Source organism: bacterium (assembly GCA_041649255.1).
In the GTDB taxonomy this organism is placed as follows: Bacteria; Hydrothermota; UBA3073; order JACQXS01; family JAQTXJ01; genus JAQTXJ01.
In genome coordinates, this window is record JBAZNK010000021.1 from 27,958 (window position 1) to 51,071 (window position 23,114).

Consider the following 23,114-nt stretch of genomic DNA (forward strand, 5'->3'; position numbering starts at 1 on the left):
GGCGAGATAAACTCGCCCTTTTGTTGATTTCTTTACTACACACCCAATTATTTTTTACTGGTAGCAGTAGTGTCACTAGCGCTCTTATCACCCTTCTTGTATTTTTCTTTTAATCTGTTTGCTGTTGCGGGTTCACCTAATGCATCATAGCAAACTCCGAGATAATATCCGGCATCGTTACGTTTTTCATAGTCTGGAAATTTATCAAGAACCGCCTGAAATGGCTTAAGCGCTTCCATATATTTCTTCATATTAAAATAAGTTGCGCCCAATTGGAAATAAATATCCGGGACTTTTTTATCATCCGGGAAATATCTTAAAAACCTGTTGATTTCTTCTATCTTTTTGTCGTATTTTTTCAATGTCCCATAGATACCTATTATGTAGTACTGAGATTCTACAGCGTGAGGAGATTTAGGAAAGTTTACGACTAATTTCTGGAATTCCATGATTGCCTGATCGTATTCTTCTTTATTGTAGACATCTGCAGCTATCATATATTGAGCTTCCGCAGCTAAATCAGAAGTTGGGTATTTATTAATAAGTTCTTTCCATTTATCCGGATCTTCAGCGCCAGAAATGTACAATGCGGTTTGAATTTGAGTTTTTGCCTGATTTGCAAGTGTATCTTCCGGATATAAGTTAATGAACTTATTGTATTCTCTTATAGCATCGTCATATTCTTTTGCGGCATAATAAGCAGCTCCTAACTGGAATTGAGCTTCTTTTGCTTTAGCAGATTTTTTGTATTTCTCAAGTATTAGAGTATAATTATCTTCCGCGTCACTAAACTTGCCTGCCATATAAAAGGTTCTTCCGAGGTCAAATGCGGCATCTGGTGCTCTTGGACAGGTAGGATACTCATCTAAAACTTTTTTCCAATATTCAATTGCATTGGCATATTTTCCCGTTGCCGAGAGAGCTTTCCCTCCATGGTAATAGGCATTTCCTGCAATAGCAGGTATTTTTTCGGGATACATATCACCTACACCGAATAAAAATGTATTATAGGCATCTTCAAAATCTCCACCATTAAAAGATGCAATACCCCAACCGTAAAGTGCTGAAATTGCAAGTGTCGTGTCCCATTCTCCCCATCTCTGGTAAGCATCTTTCATCATATCGTGCGCTGTTTTAGTTTCTCCCTGTTCAAGGATACAATATGCATTACCAAGGAATGCGGGAGCTTTAACTTCAGGATCTAGGAATTCATCCATAACTTCGCCATAGAATTCTTTTGCTTTTGGATATCTATCAAGGTAATAATAAAGTTCTCCAAGGAACAATTTAGATCTCCCTACCCATAATTCTCCCGAGTCGGGAGGTATTAGTTTCAATTGAGAAGTTCCTATCGAAGCCCCTTCAACATATTTGCCGAGTTGTAAATAAGAATAAAGCATCATTGCATAAGAAGGAAGGATAACCTCTGATTTCGGGAACAAATTTAATACTCTCTGGTATCGTTCAATTGCTTCTGTATATCTTTTCTCTATAAAAAATGCGGATGCGGTTAAGAAATCTCCAAGTCCTGCAAAATTACCGGTCGGATACGCGGATATCACCTGCTGGAAAGAAAGTTGAGCACCTGTAGTATCGCCTCTGTCAATAAAACATTGTCCGTATCTTACGTGTGCAAGTGCGGCAACTCTCATTGTAGGATAATCAGCTTTGGTTGTCTGGAAACAAGTTATAGCATCCTCTATTCTCTTGAGTTTTTTTCTTGCCATACCCAATTGATAGTAAGAATGAGCGGCAAGCCACTGGTCTTCAGATTTTATAGAATACTGGAACATCTGAATGGATTTTTCATAATTTCCTGCATCGTAATAACAACATCCCATTTTATATCTTGCATATTCTTTTAATTCGCTCCATGCGAATTTTCGCATAAAGTCTTCATATTTTTTTGCGGCACCCGGATAATCTTTATTGTCAAACAGAGCGTCACCCATACAGAAAGTCGAGTATTCGGCTAATTTAGTTCCCGGGTAACGATCAATAGCTTCCTTATAAGTTTCAATCGCTCTTAGCGGGTCACCCATAGCAGCATAACATTTTGCCCGATAGTATAAACCTTCTTTGGTGTGTAATTGTTCAAGATAAACTAGCGCATCTTTATATTTTCCATCAGCATAAAGGGTAATCCCCTTACCGCATAGAGTTCGTTTTTCATCTACATACCCGGGGAATTTATCTATTTCATCAATAAGATATTTCCTTGCCATTTTTGTGTCGCCAAGAACAAGCCAACACAATCCAACTCCCCATATTGCTTCAGGAGCAAGATAAGATTTCTTGTAGGTATTTAACAAGTATTCAAATGTCTTAATCGCTTCTCTATAATCGTGAAGATTATAGTAACATTCCCCTATTCTATAAAGTGCTTCTTCGGCAGTATCCTCATATTTTACGAGGACTTTATAACCAGCCAGAGCTTCTTTGTACTGCTCTCTCATAAACAACTTTTCAATAACTTCAAAACTATCTGTCGGCGCTTTGACGACCCGTAACATTAAAAAGCTTGCAAGGAATAACCACACTGTTATCTCCTCCTTTTAGTTTATATTCTTAAATTATAAAGATTAATTATTTATCTTTTGTAAGTTTTGCCTCTTTGTTTTCCAGGAACGGAAGATTTCTGTCTTCTTTCTTCTTGTATATAATCAGGAGACTCGCCTTTAGATTTTATAACAACTGTTCCTGCTGGTCCTACTGTGTACATTGCGGACAAGAAGCCTTCATATCCCCATTTCCTACCACCTTGTTCTATAACAGTAAGTTGGTAGTAATATCTCCCATCGGGAACGATTAGAGCATTGTCGTCTTTTCCATCCCAGGATACTCTATATGGAGGTTCTCCCCATGCGCCGATCTTTCTAACAACAGTTCCTGCTTCATCTTTAATAAGGACCTGCCATTTTTCTACTTTTGTACGAGGATTTATATCAAAATATATCCAAACAACATTCTTTCCTTCGGAAGGTGAAGTTGGTGAGAATGCAACTGTGGGGCAAAGAGCCTTGGCTCTGTAGCCACCAAAAGCAAGGTTAAGAGAAATATTATGCCCTGCGCCATACATTCCACCTGTTTGGTAAGGTAACATCCATGCATAATCTAATCTAATTTCAAATCTTTTCATGTCATGCCATAAACCAACACCTGCCGCTAGTGCTCCGGAATTAATCCCAGTTCTTAAATAGAACATCTGTATTGGTCTATATTCCATACCGAAACCGAAAGTAGGAGATCTGTATTCAGGCCAGACTAATTCTGCGCCGATTATAAGTCCACGGAAAGCTTTTACACTGAGTCCGAATCTCGTGGTAACAGGAAATTCACAAGCTTCTTCAGCAAGTGTTATTTTAGGTTTCCATGCATTTTGCACTGCTAAACCAAACGAAACCGTTTTTTCAGGAAAAGCAAAAAGTCCAAGGTCAGCCCCATACCCTAAACCATTCATAGCTGACATCTGATGACTATATACTTTACCATTTAAGCCGATCCATACTGGTCCAACAAAACGCATAGCGTAGGTAAGCAGAACGGCAACTTCCCTATTTGAAAAAGTAGCGTCGCCTCCAACACCGGCCTGATTCATTCCGCCGGTATAAAAATGCATTACAGTGGCGGCAAAACCGGAAGTCGCGGATGTTGGACGTCCATAAGTTAACATTTCCATAGACGTTCCTGTTCCGGCAAATACTATGGAATGCATCATAGTCAATTCTTGCGTATTTAACTGGACAAGACCGGCAGGATTAAAATACCCTGCACCGGCATCATCTGCTACGCCCGAAAAAGCGCCTGCCATACCAAGAGTCCTTGCGCTGTTACCCCAGTATGTAAGCATAGGGGCGTAAGTTCCTGCATCTGCAGCTGCATAAGAATTATTCAAAGAAACACACAAAAAAGAACTTATTGTGAAGATTTTTAGTAAGGTATATTTTACCTTGAGACTGCAATTTTTCGACGCCATATTTCTGCCTCCTCTCCTTTTATCATTTGAGCACAAATTTGATAAACTCCATTTGATACTTTATTTCCTTTTTCGTTACGACCATTCCAATAAACTACTCCATATAAAGAATCATTAACCTGATAATATTTCATTATTTCTTCAGTTGAAAAAGCTTTTACAAGGTAACCAAAAGCATCAAATATTTTCACCACAGGAACTTCTATCCCCTTAGGAATAGGATAAATAGTTATTTTTATGCCAGATCCCTTATCAAAATCTTTAGATGTAATAGGATTACAATCTACTTTTATTCCTTCATTATCAAAATTATTAACTACTATATCTACACTGTCTTCTACTATTACATTCCCCGGACAAGAAGTCCAAATAAAAATCCTTATATAATCAGTTTTCTTCCCGTATGGCTTTTTGTATTCATAAGATACATAACCTGCCCATTTATTTAGTTGTGCTGGATCTAAAACCCCATTAACTACTCCGAATTGTCCGCCGGCAGGAACTAGTTGCCCCAGTGCGTCTCCTCCAAAAGTGCTTCCGCCATCAAATGACCTTTTGGTTTTAAAGGTAAAGGGTCTCCCATCAGCAAGCGGGTTAGTTGTAGTTATTACCATGTTAAATAATTTGCCACCCCTCACATTATATAGGCATACAATATTTACGGCGCTTATTTCTGTGGAGACAAATAGCATAATAAAAGCGAAGAGCATAACCTTTGCTTGTTTAACAGAAATCAAGTTTACCATGCGACTCCAATTTTCTTTTTCCATATGCCCGCCTCCTTTCCAGTTTCAAAAATTTTCACGCAAATTAGATAAACTCCATTTGATACTTTCCTTCCGCTCTTAATTGTTCCATCCCATTTTACGTACATATATCGGTCTTCATGGTTTACATGTTGAACGTCAGGAAGAAGGTCTCTTACTAAATAACCAAAAGCATCAAAGATTTTTATTTCATATTCGTCATTTCCACCAATTGGTCCATAAATTGCTATTTCTGTTGGACCTGATGCACCCATCGGATTGGGATTGGCCGTTATAAGATAGCGTCCGGAATCAATAGGGCTTGCCAATGCCAATATTGGTTTAGATGTATCCAAAGCGACGCTTGTATCAGCAGTATTCATAACAATTTTTATCCATACATCTTTAAATGGACACATATAGCCTTGAGCGTCATCAGTCCATGCAAATCTGTAATAAGCCGCATCTGTCGTAGAGTAGCCTGCAGTTATAGTGTCTATTCTTGGTTGAATACGGTTTGTGCTATCGTTTACCCACATACCAAAAGTTGGGGATGTTACGGACTCATCCAATTTAACAGTAGTTAACGCGTAAGTCATAGTTGCCATACCCCCGGTCTCATCCACTATTCTAATCCCGAAATCCACTCCTGGGCGTATTGTATCAATAGGAATGCATAGCGGTGGGTCGCCGGACCCTGCTTTAACTGCGGTTATAATGAATGCGGAACTGTACACAGGTAATAAAACGACAAATAAACATGTGAATATTAAAAAGGAATGTTTTTTCATAATAATAACTAAATATATTTATTACGAAAATATGTCAAGTGTTTTTTTTATTTTTAATTTCAATTATAGGAACTTTAAGTTGATTGTTTGTGAATGTCAATAAAAAACTATTGTAAAAAAAGTATAGAGTAAACAAAATAAATCGTCTAACAACTAATTATGTCTGTTTGTCTCCCACACTTTGAACACTTGTTCCCGGTCGGGTAAGTTGAAGTTTTCGCTTTCCCTTTCTGTTTATTCTCGGTAATTCCTAGTACTTCGGCGTTAAAATTATGTCTTCTTATAAGCAAATTGTTACATTGCGGGCAATAAGTATTGGAAGCGTCGGGAAGTTCAATGTTGCCCGCATATACATAATATAGTTTCTCTTTTGCTAATTTATATGCAAATTCAAGAGTAGTTGCCGGCGTGGGAGGGACATCAAAGTTATAATGAGGAAAATATCTTGAAAAATGTAAAGGAGTATCTACCCCAACCTCAGCAACAAAGTCTATTAGCTTTGAGATTAATTCCGGGGAATCATTATGTCCGGGAATTAAAAGATTCGTTATTTCTATATGGAATAACTTTTTGCAGGATTTTATAGTTTCTAAAACCGTTTTTAGATTTCCTTTCAACAATGTTTTATAAAAAGATTCGTCCATTGATTTCAAATCTATGTTTGCCGCATCAATATAAGGCATTAATTCTTGTAAAGGTTCGGGGTTTATCATCCCGTTTGTAACGAGAATGTTTTTCAGCCCTTTATTGTAAGCAAGTTTTGCCGTGTCCATTATGTATTCAAACCATGTTAACGGTTCGGTATAAGTATAGGCAATCCCTATTGACTTTTCCGATAATGCTGTTTCTACCATTTGCTCCGGGGAAACAAATTTAGTTGGAGTTTTATATTGAGAAATCTCCGAATTTTGACAAAACGGGCAAGCAAGGTTGCAAGAATTGGACGCTGTTGATAAAACATAACTTCCCGGGTAAAAATGGTAGAGGGGTTTTTTCTCTATGGGATCCACAGCAAGCGATACACATTCCCCATAGTTTATTGCGTATAATACGCCTTTTGTATTTTGTCGGCTTCTACAAAAACCTGAATCTCCCTCAGCAATTATGCAAAAATGTGGGCATAAAATACACTGAGTCGAATTGTTGTTTAATTTTTTGTAATACCGCGCTTCATAACTTGAATTACGCATAATAATTATTTTATTATCCGATAAAATAAAGTCAAGAATTTAATAGTATTCTGAATATGTCTGCTCAAACAAAAACCTTTTCGGGCAACAATTCGCTGGTTCTGGAAGAATACTTTGCGATAGCTATAACTTCTTCGTTTTCTGAGATGCAGGCAATTGCTATATCTTTTTCCCCGCCTTTATCATAATATACGGACAATCCCCTTTTTATCAACGCTATCTGTTGAATATCTAAAATAACTTTTGGTAAAGAATTCACTGCCAGAGAAAAGGGTAATAAAAATTTTTGCCAGTTTTCTTTGTTTATATAGTTTAAAGGTGTAGACTCTTCTATATTAAAATTTCCTACACCGGTTCGTGTTAAATCATCTACATAAGCTCCCGTTTCTAATTTACTTCCGATATCGTTTCCGATAACGCGAATATACGTTCCGGCAGAACAGGATACTTTTATTTTAACGAGAGGGTATTTATATTCCTGCAATTCAATGTCATAAATATTGATTTTCTGGGGAGCCCGCTCTATTGTTTCTCCATCCCTTGCATAGTGATAAAGTCTTTTGCCTTTTATTTTTTTGGCGGAATACATAGGCGGTAATTGAAATTGTTCGCCTGAAAAACTTTCTATCACATTTTCTATTTCTTTTAAGTCGGGTTCCTTTTGGGAAACGTTTTCCTTAATTCCGGTTTTGTCGTAAGTATCGGTAACTGTTCCTAATATTATATCGGCAATATAAGTTTTCTTTTCATTTTTTATGTATTCTGCCAACCGACAAGCTTTGTCGAGACACAAAACTAAAACTCCGGAAGCAAAAGGGTCCAAAGTTCCGGTATGTCCTACTTTTTGTATGCCGGTTACTTGCTTAATTGTCTCTACTGCTTTATAAGAACTAATTCCCGCGGGTTTTGTTATGTTTAAGAGTCCAGATAATTGATTTTTCATTTTTATTTTTTTCAGAAGGATTTGATTTTTTATTTTTAATATTTAATATTTGATATTAAGGTAAGACGAAATTCTCACTACCTTTTGGGAATAGTTGAATATTATCTTTTTTGGAATTGCGTAACTATTTTAACTGGGCCCGGTAGGATTTGAACCTACGACCTATTGATTATGAGTCAATTGCTCTAACCAACTGAGCTACAGGCCCCTAAAGGGTTTACAGATTTCCGTTTTTTCTCTTGTGCCAAATAGTGCCAAATTTTGACATAAATGTTTTCAAAGAGTGATAAAAAGCAACCCGAATTTATAATGTTCTTTTTCATAAAAATAGCAAAATATTATGAAGATAATCTCAAATTTCAGGAAAATGTCAAGTTTTTTATAGGGAGGGGTTATCAGGCGTTGTTTTTGTATAGGCTTTCTACTGCTTTTTCAAGATAGGATTCGCCCAAATGGGCATAGCGAAGTGTCATATTGATGTCTTTATGACCCAAAAGAGTCTGGATAGTTTTAATGTTAGCCCCTTTCATGGCAAGGTGCGAAGCGAAGGTGTGACGCAAGTCGTGAAACCTGAAATCATCAATGCCTGTTTTTCTCAATGCGGTCTTGAAAGATTTCTTGCAGTCATTTATATCAAAAAGCCTTTTATTCAAGGAGTAGTCTTTGTAGTTGTCTTTTAATGTCTCATAGATGATTTTATTCATCGGGATTACTCGTTTCTCGTTATTTTTGCTGTTCTGGACTATTATGCGATTGTTGCTGAAATCAATATCACCCCATTTTAGCTTCAGTATTTCCCCCCTTCTCATTCCCGTATTCAGGGCGATAATGACTATGGGTTTTAAGTGTTCTGCACAATTATCTATCAGCTTGTTTATTTCTGAAATTGTAAGATACCTTAACCTCCCGGGAGGCTCTTTCATCATATCAACTTTTTTTACGGGATTGTCTTTGGCATAGCCCCATTTTATCGCCATAGTATAGAGGTGTTTGAAACAGGCCAATTCCCTGTTTACGCTGGCATTGGTTACTTGTTTTGCCCTTGATGCTTTGTAATCTTCAATCTCTTTCGGATTGATGTCATCAAGATACTTGTTTTTGAAAAACGGTATAATCTTCTTGCTAAGAACGCTTTTCTCCAATTTGGAATACATCGGCGTTTTATTTGTTTCCGAATATTTCATATAGTCCTGAGAGAATTTTTCTAAAGTCACCCTTTCCTTTTCTTCCTGCTCTTTTATTTCAGGAGTCACTCCAAGCTCCTTTTTTAACCGCTCAAGCTTTATTTCTCTCAGGACTTCTTCTGCCTTTTTCTTGGATGTGCCGACTTTCTGCCTTACCCTTGCCCCATCTTTTGAGACGAAGTCAACATACCACGATTCTTCTCTTTTATAGATTCTCATATCGTTATCTACTAAATTCTGTTTTAAGCATTGCGCTACTTTAAAGGCTCATTATAACTTGTCCGATAATGCCTTATAATCAAAGTCCTGTTTCTTGCGACTTTTACAATGCCTTGTTTCAAGCCATTCGGCAATTTCTTTGGGATTAAACCGCACTAAATTTCCGACTTTATAAAAAGGGATCTCGCTATAATAAACCCAGCCGTAGATTGTCGCCGGCTTGACTCCGAGCAATTCCGATAATTTACGGATATCTATTAAGTTTTCCATTTGTCCCCTCCCCTTTACAAATTTATTGCAAAAAGGAATGAAAAAATTCCCCTAAAACCTGATTTTTTTCATCTTCTCTATCTCCTCTAATGCTTTTGTTTCTTTGCTCTTTGATAACGGCTTGTTTTGACAGCATCTACAGTCTTTTCTCTGCCCTTTGATTAATGGTCTTATTATCTGAAACGGCTTCTGGAATATGTAAAATCCTTCTGCTAATGCACCTCCAATAAGGATATAATTCCGCTGAGGCTCTATAAGCTTTGCAAGTTGGCAATCTTCATTCCTTAAAAGCAATGCTATTGCAAACTGTTCTTCTATGTCTGTTATAAAATTGATTGCGGCGTGCAGTCCCGGTTCTCCTTTATAATCCTGTTCGTCTCTTGCCCGACTATAATCTATCTTACCCCGTTTTGGTTGCTTCAATCCGCCCCGTAAACATTCCAAGCAAGATGTTTCCTTATCCTGCAAAACATAAAATACTTCTCCGCCTTTAGCTTCTTCATAGCAACCGCCAAATAATGCCGGAATTTTTCTTTGCCATGCTTCATGATTTATTGCAAGCTGAACGCTTGTGTTATCAGTAGAGCCAATTACCAAACTGACATTTTCAAATGCTTCATTTAATATTCCTTCATTGCCTGATTTGAATATATCAATATGATAAGAAATTACCTTAATGAATGGGTTTATTTTTAAAACCCGCTCCTTGACTGCATCGGATTTATATCTGTGCAAATCAAGTAGGTCGCACTCGTGTCTTGAACAGTTTTCAATGGAAAACCTGTCAATATCGGCAAGTTTCAACTCTCCTATGCCTGCTCTCGCCAGACCAATTGCAAGCCTTGAACCACCTGAGCCACAACCAAATATCAGCACCGATGAGGATTTTAAGGTATAAAGTAATTTAGGAGAAAAAGGCGTTCTCTTGAAAGTGTCTTTTGAATCTACAAGTTGCAGTTCAGTAGAAGTCCATTCATTGCATATCTTGACGAAAAAAGAGACATTCTTGTTTCCCGATATCCCCACGACCTGCACTTCACTTTTTATAGAATGCATATTCTCTACCATCATGCCAATCTTAGGTAAAGATGGATGTTCATGCCCAATATGTAAAATGTTTATTATTTCCTCTTCCATCCGTACCATGCCATATATATTCATTGAGCGTGTTTTTGACAAATTTAGCGTAGTCAAAAGTTCCTCGTAGGAGTGTTTTAATAATATCGTTTTCATTTTGCCCTCCTTTTTTTACAGGTTTTGTATCAGACTTTTTATTTTCCCTTAATATCTCATCTAAAACTTGTTTTATGGTAAAATCTGAGTTCCAGTTGCAGAGAGTTGTTAATTTGATTATTTCCTTCCCTGTGGGTTTATCAATGAATCTCGGAGCTCCGAGAGGATATTCAACAGGAGGAATAACGATTAGAGATAAGTTATCTTTCCGGATTTCCAAGAACAACCTCTTGTCACTCTGCCTTCTCAATGTTTTTGCTTCATATCCTGCAAGCTCAAGCTCTTTTAATTCCTGTTTTATCCTTTCCCTACCCCTTGTTGTAAAATAAAACTGGAAACCAGAATCAGTCCAGTAATCGCTGGATTTTGTCTGAATAGCTACAGGCTCATTTTTAAGGGCACAATTTACTTCTTCAGAATTATCGTCTATTAAAATCAGTTTAACCGGCTCAAATTCGTTAGCTCCATAATTTATGCAATAAGCATAAATTCTTGCATTACCTGCAATCACATTGGAAATAAAAATAAACAAAGGTTTCTTATCACCCGATTGAGCTACGCGTTTTACTATTTCCTGTGCTTGAATAAGGTCACCTCCGCTTGGCTGAAACATAGTTCCGGGATGTTTATGCCAATATCCTATTAGAGAGACTTTTCCGTGATATTTTCTGACGATATTATCCAGCGTTAACGTATCTTCTTCTACATCGGCAGTAAAATGGCAGTTTCCCAGCTCAGCATTTCTGCCGGGAGGGGTTGCTTCAACTACAATCAAGCTATTCAGGCAACCAATTAAAAGTCCTCCTGTTTCAGTATTACAATTGAGACTTTCCTGCTCAATTGTTTTATAAGCCTTATTTGTTATCTTAATTTTATCCATTGTTCCTCCACTTTTTTTTCAGGAAAATTTCTTCTACCTGAGGCAAGCCAGACCTCATAAGCTTTTAGCCACCGTACAGACCAATCGCAAATTACTTTACCCGTTGTTTGATGCCCCACTTCAGCTGAATCATAAAGACAAGGTTTACCATTTTCATTTTTTTCCCTATTTGGAAATTGATGTGGGGAGATTTCAATATGTGGACTGAGGATGTTAACATCTGGAGGCGTATATGGAAAATTATGAGGATAGACTATTTTCACAAAGTAGTTGTTAAACTTCCCTAAAAATTTCTTATAAACAACAACTGTATTGTTGCTTATGCCGGTTTTTGCATTAGGATAATGTCTTTTAATCAATTTTACTTCAAGCAAAAACCTTTCCTTGTCTCTTTCATACCATTCCATCTGTTCCTCCTTATCACTGGGGTTGCCCCGAGAGTATTATCCCAGGGCAACCCCTTTTGTAAGGCTACCTATAGCTATGCCATGTATTCTCTTTTATTACATTCCTGCCATCGTTAAAATCCAACGCTTCAATACCATTTCCTAAATCTTTTTGAATTTCCGTAGGAGCAATTTCTCCATCACAAGTTCGAATGCTGTATTCGTCATGAGAAGACACTGGATAATTCCCGGCTTGGGTAGAGCCGCTCTGACTACGAGCCCCCAGAAGTTGTATTAATTTTTCGTCTGAGACCTCGTATGTTTTACCCATGATACTAATTTGTGCCATTTGGCACCTCCTTTTTAGCTTTTATTGTTCAAAAATTTCACCACACTCGTTAATCATATACCTTTTATGATTCTGCCTATCATCATTATTAGTTTGCCTGTTTTCTCTGGGATGTGCCTCTGTAGGCTGGACATTATACCATGTATAGTTTGTTCTTGGAGTTACCCTTGGTGTTGGCATTGGAAGAGGCTCTTCCTCATCTCTATTGAAATGCTGGAGATATTGCTCAGAGATAATCGGATGGTTAGTAAGATGCGTTTGTCTCGGGGGAGTAATTCGTGGAATGTTAATTTTAGGCAAGACAACAGGATAATCTGTGTCTTCTGATGAATAGTTGAAAGTTTCCCTTTCGGAATCATTCTCTGCTTCTGAATGAGAATTGTTATAGGCTGATTTTATTGCCTTACCACAAAAATAACCGCCTAAAGCAGCCAAAAAGCCTATGGGACCTCCTGCCAATAATCCTCCAACTAAGCCTCCGACCATAACAGTGCCAAATTCACTATCTTCGCTCATAGCGCACCTCCTATTAATTCTTCCACACTCTTGCATTTTAGCACCTGAGGCAGTAAAACTGCCGATGTTTGCTTGCCTTCAGGGTCGATTTTCGCCAGGATTTGTTCAACACTTGCTAAAACCTTGGCGTTTTCACAAACAATAATAACTGCCATGCAACCCGCTTCTAAATCTTTAATCGTATTGCTATGCTCATTAACGCTACTCATTGCGACTTCTATTGCAATATATTTGCCATCCTGCATTCTTATTAAAACATCTACGCATTTACTATTGTTGCCGAGAGAGCCTTCAATTTCAACTTTGATTACATTCGGCAGTTTTTTGAAATGCCTTGCGATTAAGTTCTGGAAACAGGTATGGGGATAGTTTGCTCCACGCGTATAAATATGGGGCGAAGCATTCAAGACAATATATCCTTTTGCACTGATTTCCAAGAATCTCGTAGCTCGCCCCTTTATGGTCGTCCTGATATCCCACGGGGTTACGAATCCTTTTTTGATTAAGCTGTCAATTGTACGAGAACCAGCTCCTATGCTCAAATTCAGTTCCTTGCATCTTTCAACGATGCCAATCCATAGATTAGAATAAATGTTCATTAATACTTCTTTTTCCTGCTGGCTTATTTCTATTCTGGTTTTTTCAGAGTTGAGATTGGGTTTCGGATTTGGTTTTAGTGTTGCTTTAGGCTCAGAGATAGGGACATAAGGCAATGCTATTATTGACTCCTGTTGTGGATGTGCCTCTTGTTGCGGTTTTGCAGGCTGTAACCGCTCAACAATCTTCATATTATGCCTGCTGATTTCTTCATCTTTTATCATTATTGTCCCCCATAATTTTTTAAATCCGGAACTCTTGCTAGGAATGGCGCTGTATAGCGGCCAGAAAACTTTACAACTATTTCCCGCTCTTTCAGCCGATGACAGTATTCCCGCTGAGCCTTGTCAGTTATGCCCATACTATTTATCATGCAGTCAATATCCTTGCCATTTGTCAGGCTGAACATTATTTTAGTGAAAGCATTTGAATGGATTGAAGCTCCCATCTGATGAGGGATTTGTGTACATGCCCATAGGTAGATTTTTGCATGTCTTGCCATTGAAACCAAATGGGATATTTCCGGCAATCCTCTGTCTGGTCTGTGTTCGAAACTTGCATCAAAAAGGGCATTGCCATCATCCAAACCTATAAAATGTATTTTTTCCGTTTCAAGATGGAGTTTGTAGTGAAAGAGCCATGCTGTTAGCAGATTCACGATAAACACTTGCTGTTCAATCGTTAAATACTGAATCTCCCAGACAATATTGATGGAACTTTCCACTAAATTTACAAGCTCTACATCGCTTGGTTCTAAGGTTTTACCCAATCCGCTGCTTAAAATTCCCCCCAACCTGTTCAGTGCCGATTCACGATAGCGCGCTTCCCTGCTCATCAAAGGATACTTGCTGTTCTTAATCTGATTATACAAATCCAAAAGAGTAGGATTCGGATTCAGGGCATAGAGTTTATTGAGATGCTCAATCAAGAAATTTTTCGTTCCGTCATATATCGCAAAAGCCTGACAAAAAATATCTGCCCAAATGTTAGCCCATGCGCTTCTGGGTAAAAAAGGATGTGTAAGCAGAGAACCGATTTTCTCAAGTCCCTGAAAACGAACAAAGAAAATTCTTTCTGTAGCATGCAATAAATTCCTTATCTCTGTTGATTTTGTAAAAAGCCAAGTATTAATCCCTTTAATTATTGCCTGCACAAATGACAAGAGCATTACAGTTGTTTTTCCGCTTCCTGTCTGCCCGGCAAGCAGTACATGAGGCTCATAGGGATAAATGCCTACCGGCTTATTTTGTTCATTTGAAGCAATTCTTATTGGACCGTCTACACTATCATCCGGTTCCTGAAAAGGACTGCAACATAGCTGTTTCCAAAGTATTTTAGGCTGTATGCGGCGTAGAAGTATCGCTATTTTTGAGGTGTCTCCAAGTGCGATTGCTCGAATCAGGCCAAGATTGATAGGGTCTGCATCAAGCCTATTATCGTGGATTACTTTTATAAGTTCCATAACAGTGGGTAGTTGTGTAGAGACAAGGGAAACAAAAGGTAAAATGAAATTTATAAAATTTCCTATACCGTTATCTATAATCATGTTTTCCTCCTTCTATTTTATAAATGCCGGGAAGAATTTTTTCTTCCACCAGCACGGGCCGCAGTAGCACTTCCCGTTTATGACTCGAACTGTCAGGCTTGAAAGCGGCAAAAAGCAGTGGGCACAACGGTAGAAATGCCGCCGGCAAACTATATTTCCTTTCCAATCTTTTCCCCCGATATCTTGGCGGCTCTGGGCAATACAACCACAGTCAAGGGTATGCAGGCTGTATGTGGTCGTATCTTCGATTGCTCCGTCCTGTCCCAGTATTGAGTTTTGTTGAATTTCGATTATCTTACCGCTTTCCCTGACAGTAGTCCCGTCGATTTTCTCAACTGTATTTTTCCGTTCAATTCCGGACAGGATTTGCAAAAGTTGCTCTATATTTTGTTCTGGCATATTATCCCCCTATTTTTTTGTTTTTTTATTATCTGCTGAACAAATACTGATGATGTTATTACGTGCTTTGTGTGAATTTTTCTTCGATTTGTAGTTTCCCATACTTTTGCTACCACCGGCTCATGCCAGTCGATAGATCTCGGCACAACGGCATTTAGACAAAACAGGTAGATGATGAAGCCAAAGTATATTATTCTAACTGAAAAATTCCTTCTGTTCATATTTCCCCCTTTTAGTTTAACTGTGACATTCTAATACTTAATTACTTATTAATAAAGATTTTAGGGGTTATGTTTTGTTAAAATTTTAACAAATTTTAACTTCAGAAGCACAAAACTTAAAAACTCTTAAAAGCTACTTAAAACATGGTAAGAATAAAAACGAATTGGGGACCGTTGGAAGCAATTATGATAGATGGATATATCCCTGAACATTCGGAACTAAGGAAAGTTGATTGGGAAAATTTAAATAAATCAGGCAAACTACCAGATTACGATTTTTATACTACACAAGGATATTTGCATTTGTCTAAATTGCCAGAGCAACGCCGATTAGGAATCTTTACGCGGTCAATGTTTCATCTTATAGATAATTTTCGCTCTTCTGTAGAAGGACATAGACATGTCATATACAAGCCATGTTATTACGGATTTACAACGGGGGAAAAAACAGGAAGTATTGAAAATTATGAGAACAACCGAAAATACAAAAAACATCTTTCTTTGCTTACTCAAGAGTATAGGATTGACGAAAATAAAGGGAAAAAAGGGTATATTCAAAATGTAGTGGTATATTTTCCCAACAGTCATTTATGGGATCATAGGAAATACATGAAGGAATTAGAAAAATATTTCTTCGATTCGTTAAGGATAGTGAATTTTCGAGAAAAATATGAATATAAAAATTTACAAAGATTTAAAGAATGTTGGAAAAATATTTTAGTTAAATTTATGAAACAAGGCTATTCTGATGGTTTTTTAACATCTGACAAAAAGGCACTATTTTGATTAAATACCATATCATAACTCGGTTACTTAATTATACAATATAAAAAATCTCCGTTAATCTTATATTCAGAGTTCCCAATTCTTTCTATATATTTATTCCTTTCTTTAATATTGTTTGTTGAATCATATCCCAACAAGTTACGAAGTTCTTTAATTATACCTCGAGCGAGGCTTTTGCTTTTTCCTTTTCCTACAGGAAAGTCATTAGTGCTGGTCGGAATGTTGAAATAAGATAAAAGGAGGGAAAGCGTTTCTATTACATTTTTTCTGGTTTTGACAGGTTTTCCATTAATATAAAGTTCTGTATGAACTTCATCTACACATACAAGATACTGAGAGTCTTTTTTAAAATCTTGTATTTCTTGCTCAGTGCAAAATTTTGGTTCCCGAGGTATCGTTCCGTGCCCGATAAAAACTTCATAAGATTTAGTTTCAACTTTTGTCTCCTTTGTTTTTGAAGGTTGTGCTCCGAGTTTTGATTCTTCAGTGGTTGATATTCTTGATTTTAGTTCTTCGACTGTCTTTAATATTTGGTCTTGCCTTACTTTTATTGTTGTTGTTCTTTGCGATATATTTTCATTCCTAGTGGATATTTTCTTTAACTCCGACACTATCATAGAAAGTTTGCCATCGAAATCACGAAGAGGATATATGTCTAACTCATTTAGTAAATCTCTTTCTTCTATTCCTGATATTTTATTTATATCTTTGTACCCCTTCATTTCAACAAGCATTTTTAGTTTTATCTGAAAATTATCTATCTTATTTATTCGTATACTAATATCAACCTTAGTTTTGCTGGGAAACTTACGTCTATTTATTGTATATTTTATTACTTTCATTATTTTTTGAACCTCAGCGAAATCAAGGTTTAATAATTTAAGCATTACTTTTACAATATTTTTTTTCAGCGGGATAAATTCAAAAGCTTCTAAAAGAACAGGTTCACCGTCAAAGCGCACAGCAGGTCCAAGCGCTATTGCATTCCATGACTTTTCAGGAATCTCATCTATCATTTCATTTAATTTTTCAATTTGTGAATATAAGGAAAATAGTGAGTCGGCAGAAAGGTTGTATAGTTTTTCATCTATTTCTATGATTTGTGGAATAGCTGGATGAGGCCATGCTCGTGCAATGTCTTTAAAACTGTCTCCATGTTTTGTAGTGGATGCCTTGTACCCCCATGTTTTTTCAGAATCTTCATCTTCTTTTTGTATGGCAATAAGCATATATTTTTTTGCATTTCTGAATTCACTTATACTCCATTTATATAGACTTAGCGAAATATAAAACTCTATTTCGGACGTTGTTTTTAGAGAATCGACGAATTCTTTACTACCACCGTAGCGTTGCACTATTTGCTCATAATCTCTCTTTAGTGCAAACATCATCCCGACCATCAAATAAAAAAGTTTTTCATATTCTCCACACGTTAAAAGAGTTATGTAAAAATGTGCATAATAGTCAAACAACAAATGATTTTTTCTTATAGATTTGCTCATAGTACGAATTAATTCTCCTAATGGTAATTTATAGTCCAAAAAGAAAAAATCATATACCTTTTCTATATCCTTTTCTAATTCTTCGTCACCAGAAGTTCTGATAGGAGGGTCAATATTTCTCTCTATATATTTTTTATCTTTTTCTCTCCACCGCCTTTTCTTTTCGTCTTCTATGTAATTTTTCATTTTAATAAATATAATTTAACATTATTAAAAGGCAAGTTTTAAAGTATTTTTTATAAATCATTTAGTAAATAATACCGCACTTAATATTGATTTTGCTAAATACAACTTTACTTATACAAGTAAGTATGTTACTTTCGTTTAATCAAATTTTTCTGATTTCGCATCTTTCTTAAAAAAGACAAACCGCAAAGACAACCGATGTTTTCTCTATGGTTTTTCTTTTGAACTTTTTCTACTCTTTCTATTTCTCCGAACTCGTTAAACTATTACAAGTTCAGCCAGCCACTCCAGCCCTGAACATATAATAATTTTTGATGTGTCCAAGTCCCCATCAACCACGAGTTCGGTTTTGCTTCTTCTGTAAGAAGCACGATTGGGAGCAGGCAACCCAATCTCGCAAGAACCCGCAAAAGAGCTTGAGGGCTTATGCACTTTGGCATCGAGGTTCCGCTCTGATACCAAAGCAAAAGCAATAAAAGTCGCTTCCCTTATCGCTCAGCTTGCCTTTTAATTCTTTTGGTCTTTCAGACTTACAAGGGCTTACAACCTCTTTTTCTCCCCCTTTGATATAATGTTAAGCCCGAATTCAAGGGTGAATCAGACCAGTCAGGTCTGGAACTAAATCGAAGTGGAGGGTAAATTCAAACAAAAAATGGAAACTGAAATCATAGAACAAAACGGTATGAAGCTGATGACAGAGAAACAAAAACTGTTGATTGAGCAGTTGCTGAAGTCAGAGAGAATTGAAAAAAGGTATAAGCAGTTTGTAGAAAAAACATTGCAAAATGAAGTTACAAGCTATTCGGCGAGCAAACTTATAAGCTTTTTGACATCGCTGATTGGCTTGAAGAAAAACTTCGTCAAGCAACGCAAGAGCAACGGCAACAGCAGTTGCAGAAAAATCAGCAAGAGAGTTTCTCTGGACAAGGTGAAAAGCTACATGGAAAACGTGAGAAGCGAAGTCGGATACGCAGTAAGAGCTTTGGATAACGAGGCTTTTGACGCTGTCCATAAATGCCTTGAAGATTTGCATCGGGAACTATGGAACTCCGAGTTTGCTGATATGTCATTAAGATGACAATAGCAAATCCGGCAAACTTGTTTATTTTTTTGTTTTTTTATTACGCCTCGAATTGCGAGGTAATTTCAAATAAAATTGGCAGGAGGTGATTAAAATGAAAGCAGAAGAATACATAGAGCTGTTTGAAAGCATTCAGCAGAAGCTTCCGGAAGCTAAGGACAAGGAAACGATAGCATTAGCGATAATGCAGGAACTTGCCAAAGACAGAAGGATGGAAGAGATAAAAGCCAACGGCGGAAACGGCGATAAGCCGGCAACGCCCAAACAGATTGCCTATATGAAAAAATTAGGCATAACGCCGGACGAAGGGATGACGAAGCAGGAAGCTTCCAAGCTGATTGACGAGGCAGTGGCGGGCAGATAGCCCACTACTGCTTTTAAACGATGATTTTTTTTATTTTTTACTTGCTTTTTAAGATAACAATTATATTCATTATAAAAGATGGATTATTCTATATTTGTAAATATTTTAAATTGGCCAAAACTTACGTGGATTCCAGTACTTATTTCCGGAGTAGTTGGTTTTTTAGGTGCGTATATTATTTTTAGAATAACTCAATCTAAGGAACATAAAGATAAAAAAGCAAAAGAGTTTAATTTGTTGTTCGTTATTTGTACTGAAATGAGGAGAAATATAAATCGAATTTTTATTTTTATTAGAAAAAAACAAGGAATTCATACAATAAATTTACGACAAATTGTTTTGGTTGAAGATGCCAAGAACAACTTACTGCCAGAATTTGTTAAATTAACAAGTAAAAGCTCTATTCTACCCTACATTTCAAAGTTTTATAACAATTGTAACCTTATACTCACTTGCCAGTATATAGTTATAAAATTATGTGAATCCATTGAACAAGATATTAGTTTGTCAGACACAAAAACTCCCGCACTTCTTAAGGCTAAACAGGATAAAGTTCAAAACAGTTTCAAAATCGCACAAAAATTATGTTTAACTTATTATGAAGGTATGTATAAGGAATATTGTCAGATTTATAATACGTTAGTTACCTTATCTAAAGAAATATCTGGTATTACAATTCCTAATTTTCTTAAACCTCCTCCCCAAGAAAGCATCTCTAAGGTCAATGAGATGAAAAGTAAGATGAATTCAAATTCTATTGAAATATCTAATTCGTAATTCAAAGGTTTAAAAAACAATGAAAGATAAGAAATTATTAAAAACTATAGCAAGGGAGTATCTATTTGAAATATTAGATATCTATGATAAAGTATGTTCCATTGAACCGAATAATTATATAAAATTAGTTAATATTAAAAAACAGTACTTGGATTTTAATGAACGTCTTGAAATTTATAAGGTTCTTTATACTGGATTAAGTAATGAAGAGATTGCTTTTCTAAAAAATCAAAACATTACAGATTTTAATAAGGAACATATTGAACTTGAGGGACTAATTTGGTTCCACATAATGTACGGAGTGCTATCTACGATATGGAGCAAGAAAGAATATGAAGAGTATATTAAAAGTAGTGTAGAATTATCAAAATATAAATTTGCTAGAACTTATGGAAAACTATTTTACTATTCTTATAGTTTGAATGAAAAATCTAAAATTTTATCCCGAGAAGAAGAAACAGATAAAAATAGTATAGAAAAAATTATCACAGAGAAGGTAAGAATAAATAATAACTTAAAACAAAAATTACCTAAAGATAAAAAATTATTAGCACAAGAAATAAAAAACATTGAAAAATATATCACATCTCGCTTAAATCTTTATAAAAAAACTGTTGAAGAGAATTTTTTTGAAATCCGGAATTTATTTCGATGGTATAACAAAGACATCAGAATTTATATTACTGATACTTTCAAATCCAACGGATTTTTAGTTCAACTTTATCCTTCACAGGATTTTAATCTAACAATATATCCTAAAAGATTAACTATTCATAACACGATGAACTTTAATATGGAAGAAATTAGTAGTGAACCGTTATTTGCATTTTTTACTTTTGTACCCGAACAATTTACTGAAAAAATGGAGGAATTACATATTCTATCTGAACTCGATAATATACTGCCCTTCAAAGAATCGTTAGAAATCTTTTGGTCAACTTCTACTTTTGAAGATAAACTGTTTTTTATTAAAAAATTATTTAGAATTTTAGGTTATAAGCTTGAAGAGATTAATAATTTAAAACATATTTTTTCTATCAAAGATTATAATTATAACATTTTTAATCGTAAAACTGAATATAAGGAGAATAATAAGAAATATTTTATTTTACCTCAAAAAGCATTTTTAAACAAATCAGATAGTAAAAAGATAGTTCAAGATGCTAAATCTAACCTTTTTGAAGAATCTAAAGATAACATCTATACTATTGCAAAAGGTTATACTGACGATATTAAAGTTTTGGAGGAAAATAACATAAATAAATTTGATTTAAAAAAGATTGCTTCCGATTTAGTTACCTTAGATTTGTTTGATTTCATAAAACCTTTTTTAATTGAATCAATTTTAAAAAAAGATGATATAAATCTAAAAAAACAAATAAAAGGGAAGCAATTAATTGATAGTGTTGCAGATTTTGATGAATCAAAAAAAACATGGAAGCAATTTGAGGAGTTAATGGAAAAGGTTTTTGAATATTTATTTAAAGATTCATTTAAACATTATTTTGCCAAACCTCAATTGCTTGATTATGAGGGACACAGAAAACCAGATTTAGTTGTATCAAATGCAACTCCTATTTCAGAATTTTGGAAATATAGAAAAAGCGAACAAAAAGCGAAGAGAATAGTTATTGATTTTAAAAACTATTCTAAAGAAATATCTTCCTCTATAATAAATGATGTGACAAAATATCTAAATGATAAAAAAGGAAACTTCGCAATTATTATTTCAAAGTTTGGTTTTGACTCGCCGGGTAAGAAAGAACAACAAATAAGGTATTTTGATCATGAGCAATTAATTATTGATATTGACACTTCAGATATAATTGAAATGATAAATTATACAATTAATAACAAAGAACCTGAAGAAGTGTTAGAGCGAAAAATTACGGCATTGGCATTGATATAAATATAAAATACTACTACAATAATACGGTCTTAACATAGGCATTTTATTCTAAAAAAAATTGATGCTGAAAACGAAATCAGTTTATGCAGATAAAGTCCCGGAAGATGGTATAAGAATATTAGTTATGAGAAAATGGCCAAGAGGTGTACCGAAAGCTAATATAGACAGATGGATAAAAGAACTGGGGCCAAGCACAGAGCTATTAAATGATTGGAATGAACACAGGGTTGACTGGATAGAATACGAAAAGAGATACAGGCGGGAAATGGAAGATCCTGAAAGGCAGCAGGCAATAAAAAAGATAGCCGAATTGTCAGAGAAAAAGACAGTAACCTTGCTTTGTTGGGAAGAGTCCGATGAATATTGCCATAGAAGACTGTTGAAAGAGTTGATTGAGAAGGCGTAGAGATGGATTATGCTATAAAAAAAGCATAAAAGGCGCTTCACGATTTGTTCAGCTACCCATTTAAGCTTTTTGCACTTTGTGCGTTTGGGCTATCGCCCGACAGCATTCGCTTCGCTCAGCTGTTAGTGCTCGCTGAGGCTCGCAGATTGATATTGATAGAACAAATAAGAGTAAAAATAGGACAGGGTAGAATAGGATAAAATAGCAATGGCTAATAATAGAGGTAAACGAATAGGGTAAAAAAGGGGGAAGAAAATAAGTAGGGGAAATAGAGCCGGCGGCAGAAAAAAAATAGAATAAAAAGGTAGAAAAAATAGAAAAAAAGAAGAGGAAAAGAGGGGGAAAAGAGAAAAGAGAAAAGAGAAAAAAGAAGAAAAGAGAACGGCGGCGGTCTGATGACCGCCGAAGGGTGTGTTCGTGGAACGTGATAGAGGAGTAGAATAGAAGGGCGTAAAGTGAATATAGACAAGGGATTGAATTAATTCCAGAAGGGGAGGAGAGAGATATATGAGCTATGGAATTGGAATTAGATAATCAGTGGAATTTAATCGTTTACAAATGTCAGCATCAGGCTTAAATTTTCAGGTTCAATTCCAAATTTTTCGATGTACTCCATAGCGGTTGGAGAGTACTGAATGGAATTTAACGGAAATAAGA

25 protein-coding genes and 1 tRNA gene are annotated in these 23,114 nt (G+C 35.9%); 6 read left to right on the top strand and 20 right to left on the bottom strand.

Annotation, left to right across the window (positions count from 1 at the left end; all coding sequences use genetic code 11):
• Positions 1-47: 47 nt before the first annotated feature.
• From WC614_12310 to WC614_12395, 18 genes are all read right to left on the bottom strand, one after another.
• Entirely contained in the window at positions 48-2,540 is a 2,493-nt protein-coding gene (locus WC614_12310) for a tetratricopeptide repeat protein (protein ID MFA5033786.1), read from the bottom strand.
• Between the two features lie 50 nt (positions 2,541-2,590).
• Positions 2,591-3,976, bottom strand: coding sequence for a FlgD immunoglobulin-like domain containing protein (locus WC614_12315; protein MFA5033787.1), 1,386 nt, complete (start codon positions 3,974-3,976; stop codon positions 2,591-2,593).
• The gene (locus tag WC614_12320) at positions 3,946-4,746 is read right to left on the bottom strand and encodes a hypothetical protein (protein ID MFA5033788.1); all 801 of its coding nucleotides are present in this window, start codon (positions 4,744-4,746) and stop codon (positions 3,946-3,948) included. The genes WC614_12315 and WC614_12320 overlap by 31 nt, the downstream gene beginning before the upstream one ends.
• On the bottom strand, positions 4,716-5,513 hold the full coding sequence (locus WC614_12325) for a hypothetical protein (GenBank protein MFA5033789.1): 798 nt from the start codon (positions 5,511-5,513) through the stop codon (positions 4,716-4,718). The genes WC614_12320 and WC614_12325 overlap by 31 nt, the downstream gene beginning before the upstream one ends.
• Before the next feature lie 146 nt (positions 5,514-5,659).
• On the bottom strand, positions 5,660-6,703 hold the full coding sequence (amrS, locus tag WC614_12330; protein MFA5033790.1) for an AmmeMemoRadiSam system radical SAM enzyme: 1,044 nt from the start codon (positions 6,701-6,703) through the stop codon (positions 5,660-5,662).
• A gap of 64 nt (positions 6,704-6,767) precedes the next feature.
• Complete coding sequence (truB, locus tag WC614_12335; protein MFA5033791.1) at positions 6,768-7,646, bottom strand: tRNA pseudouridine(55) synthase TruB; 879 nt, start codon at positions 7,644-7,646, stop codon at positions 6,768-6,770.
• A gap of 134 nt (positions 7,647-7,780) precedes the next feature.
• A tRNA-Ile gene (locus tag WC614_12340) sits at positions 7,781-7,854 on the bottom strand.
• Positions 7,855-8,041: 187 nt separating this feature from the next.
• Positions 8,042-9,049 (bottom strand): tyrosine-type recombinase/integrase, encoded by a 1,008-nt coding sequence (locus WC614_12345; protein ID MFA5033792.1) that lies wholly within the window; start codon positions 9,047-9,049, stop codon positions 8,042-8,044.
• A 51-nt stretch (positions 9,050-9,100) separates the two neighbouring features.
• On the bottom strand, positions 9,101-9,319 hold the full coding sequence (locus tag WC614_12350; protein MFA5033793.1) for a helix-turn-helix domain-containing protein: 219 nt from the start codon (positions 9,317-9,319) through the stop codon (positions 9,101-9,103).
• 51 nt (positions 9,320-9,370) lie between these two features.
• Positions 9,371-10,480 carry a ThiF family adenylyltransferase gene (locus WC614_12355; GenBank protein ID MFA5033794.1) on the bottom strand — a complete coding sequence of 370 codons (1,110 nt, stop codon included), beginning with the start codon at positions 10,478-10,480 and terminating at the stop codon, positions 9,371-9,373.
• Positions 10,416-11,432, bottom strand: coding sequence for a Mov34/MPN/PAD-1 family protein (locus tag WC614_12360; GenBank protein ID MFA5033795.1), 1,017 nt, complete (start codon positions 11,430-11,432; stop codon positions 10,416-10,418). Before WC614_12360 ends, WC614_12355 begins: the two co-directional genes overlap by 65 nt.
• Complete coding sequence (locus WC614_12365; GenBank protein MFA5033796.1) at positions 11,414-11,839, bottom strand: hypothetical protein; 426 nt, start codon at positions 11,837-11,839, stop codon at positions 11,414-11,416. The genes WC614_12360 and WC614_12365 overlap by 19 nt, the downstream gene beginning before the upstream one ends.
• A 64-nt stretch (positions 11,840-11,903) precedes the next feature.
• Complete coding sequence (locus WC614_12370) at positions 11,904-12,167, bottom strand: hypothetical protein (GenBank protein MFA5033797.1); 264 nt, start codon at positions 12,165-12,167, stop codon at positions 11,904-11,906.
• Between the two features lie 21 nt (positions 12,168-12,188).
• On the bottom strand, positions 12,189-12,683 hold the full coding sequence (locus tag WC614_12375) for a hypothetical protein (GenBank protein ID MFA5033798.1): 495 nt from the start codon (positions 12,681-12,683) through the stop codon (positions 12,189-12,191).
• Positions 12,680-13,504 carry a helix-turn-helix domain-containing protein gene (locus WC614_12380; protein MFA5033799.1) on the bottom strand — a complete coding sequence of 275 codons (825 nt, stop codon included), beginning with the start codon at positions 13,502-13,504 and terminating at the stop codon, positions 12,680-12,682. Before WC614_12380 ends, WC614_12375 begins: the two co-directional genes overlap by 4 nt.
• Positions 13,504-14,826, bottom strand: a complete 1,323-nt coding sequence (locus WC614_12385) for a DEAD/DEAH box helicase family protein (protein MFA5033800.1) — start codon at positions 14,824-14,826, stop codon at positions 13,504-13,506. Before WC614_12385 ends, WC614_12380 begins: the two co-directional genes overlap by 1 nt.
• A gap of 12 nt (positions 14,827-14,838) precedes the next feature.
• Positions 14,839-15,225: a hypothetical protein gene (locus WC614_12390; protein ID MFA5033801.1), complete on the bottom strand. Its 387-nt coding sequence runs from the start codon at positions 15,223-15,225 to the stop codon at positions 14,839-14,841.
• A complete protein-coding gene (locus tag WC614_12395) occupies positions 15,207-15,446 on the bottom strand; it encodes a hypothetical protein (protein MFA5033802.1) in 240 nt (79 codons plus the stop codon). The genes WC614_12390 and WC614_12395 overlap by 19 nt, the downstream gene beginning before the upstream one ends.
• Positions 15,447-15,632: 186 nt before the next feature.
• On the opposite strand from WC614_12395, the gene WC614_12400 reads away from it, so the two are divergent.
• Positions 15,633-16,232 (top strand): hypothetical protein, encoded by a 600-nt coding sequence (locus WC614_12400; protein ID MFA5033803.1) that lies wholly within the window; start codon positions 15,633-15,635, stop codon positions 16,230-16,232.
• Between the two features lie 23 nt (positions 16,233-16,255).
• Here the strand turns inward: WC614_12400 and WC614_12405 are convergent, their stop codons facing one another.
• Both WC614_12405 and WC614_12410 read right to left on the bottom strand, forming a co-directional pair.
• On the bottom strand, positions 16,256-17,920 hold the full coding sequence (locus WC614_12405; GenBank protein ID MFA5033804.1) for a hypothetical protein: 1,665 nt from the start codon (positions 17,918-17,920) through the stop codon (positions 16,256-16,258).
• A 258-nt stretch (positions 17,921-18,178) separates the two neighbouring features.
• Positions 18,179-18,382 (bottom strand): hypothetical protein, encoded by a 204-nt coding sequence (locus tag WC614_12410; protein MFA5033805.1) that lies wholly within the window; start codon positions 18,380-18,382, stop codon positions 18,179-18,181.
• A 190-nt stretch (positions 18,383-18,572) separates the two neighbouring features.
• Here WC614_12410 and WC614_12415 point away from each other — a divergent pair, with 190 nt between their 5' ends.
• The 5 genes from WC614_12415 (at position 18,573) to WC614_12435 (ending at position 22,457) form a co-directional block, all read left to right on the top strand.
• Complete coding sequence (locus tag WC614_12415; protein ID MFA5033806.1) at positions 18,573-18,998, top strand: hypothetical protein; 426 nt, start codon at positions 18,573-18,575, stop codon at positions 18,996-18,998.
• Positions 18,999-19,095: 97 nt separating this feature from the next.
• The gene (locus WC614_12420; protein ID MFA5033807.1) at positions 19,096-19,365 is read left to right on the top strand and encodes a hypothetical protein; all 270 of its coding nucleotides are present in this window, start codon (positions 19,096-19,098) and stop codon (positions 19,363-19,365) included.
• Between the two features lie 78 nt (positions 19,366-19,443).
• Positions 19,444-20,142 (top strand): hypothetical protein, encoded by a 699-nt coding sequence (locus tag WC614_12425; GenBank protein MFA5033808.1) that lies wholly within the window; start codon positions 19,444-19,446, stop codon positions 20,140-20,142.
• Positions 20,143-20,161: 19 nt separating this feature from the next.
• Entirely contained in the window at positions 20,162-22,051 is a 1,890-nt protein-coding gene (locus tag WC614_12430; protein ID MFA5033809.1) for a hypothetical protein, read from the top strand.
• Between the two features lie 61 nt (positions 22,052-22,112).
• Positions 22,113-22,457 (top strand): DUF488 family protein, encoded by a 345-nt coding sequence (locus WC614_12435; GenBank protein ID MFA5033810.1) that lies wholly within the window; start codon positions 22,113-22,115, stop codon positions 22,455-22,457.
• Positions 22,458-23,114 lie beyond the last annotated feature (657 nt).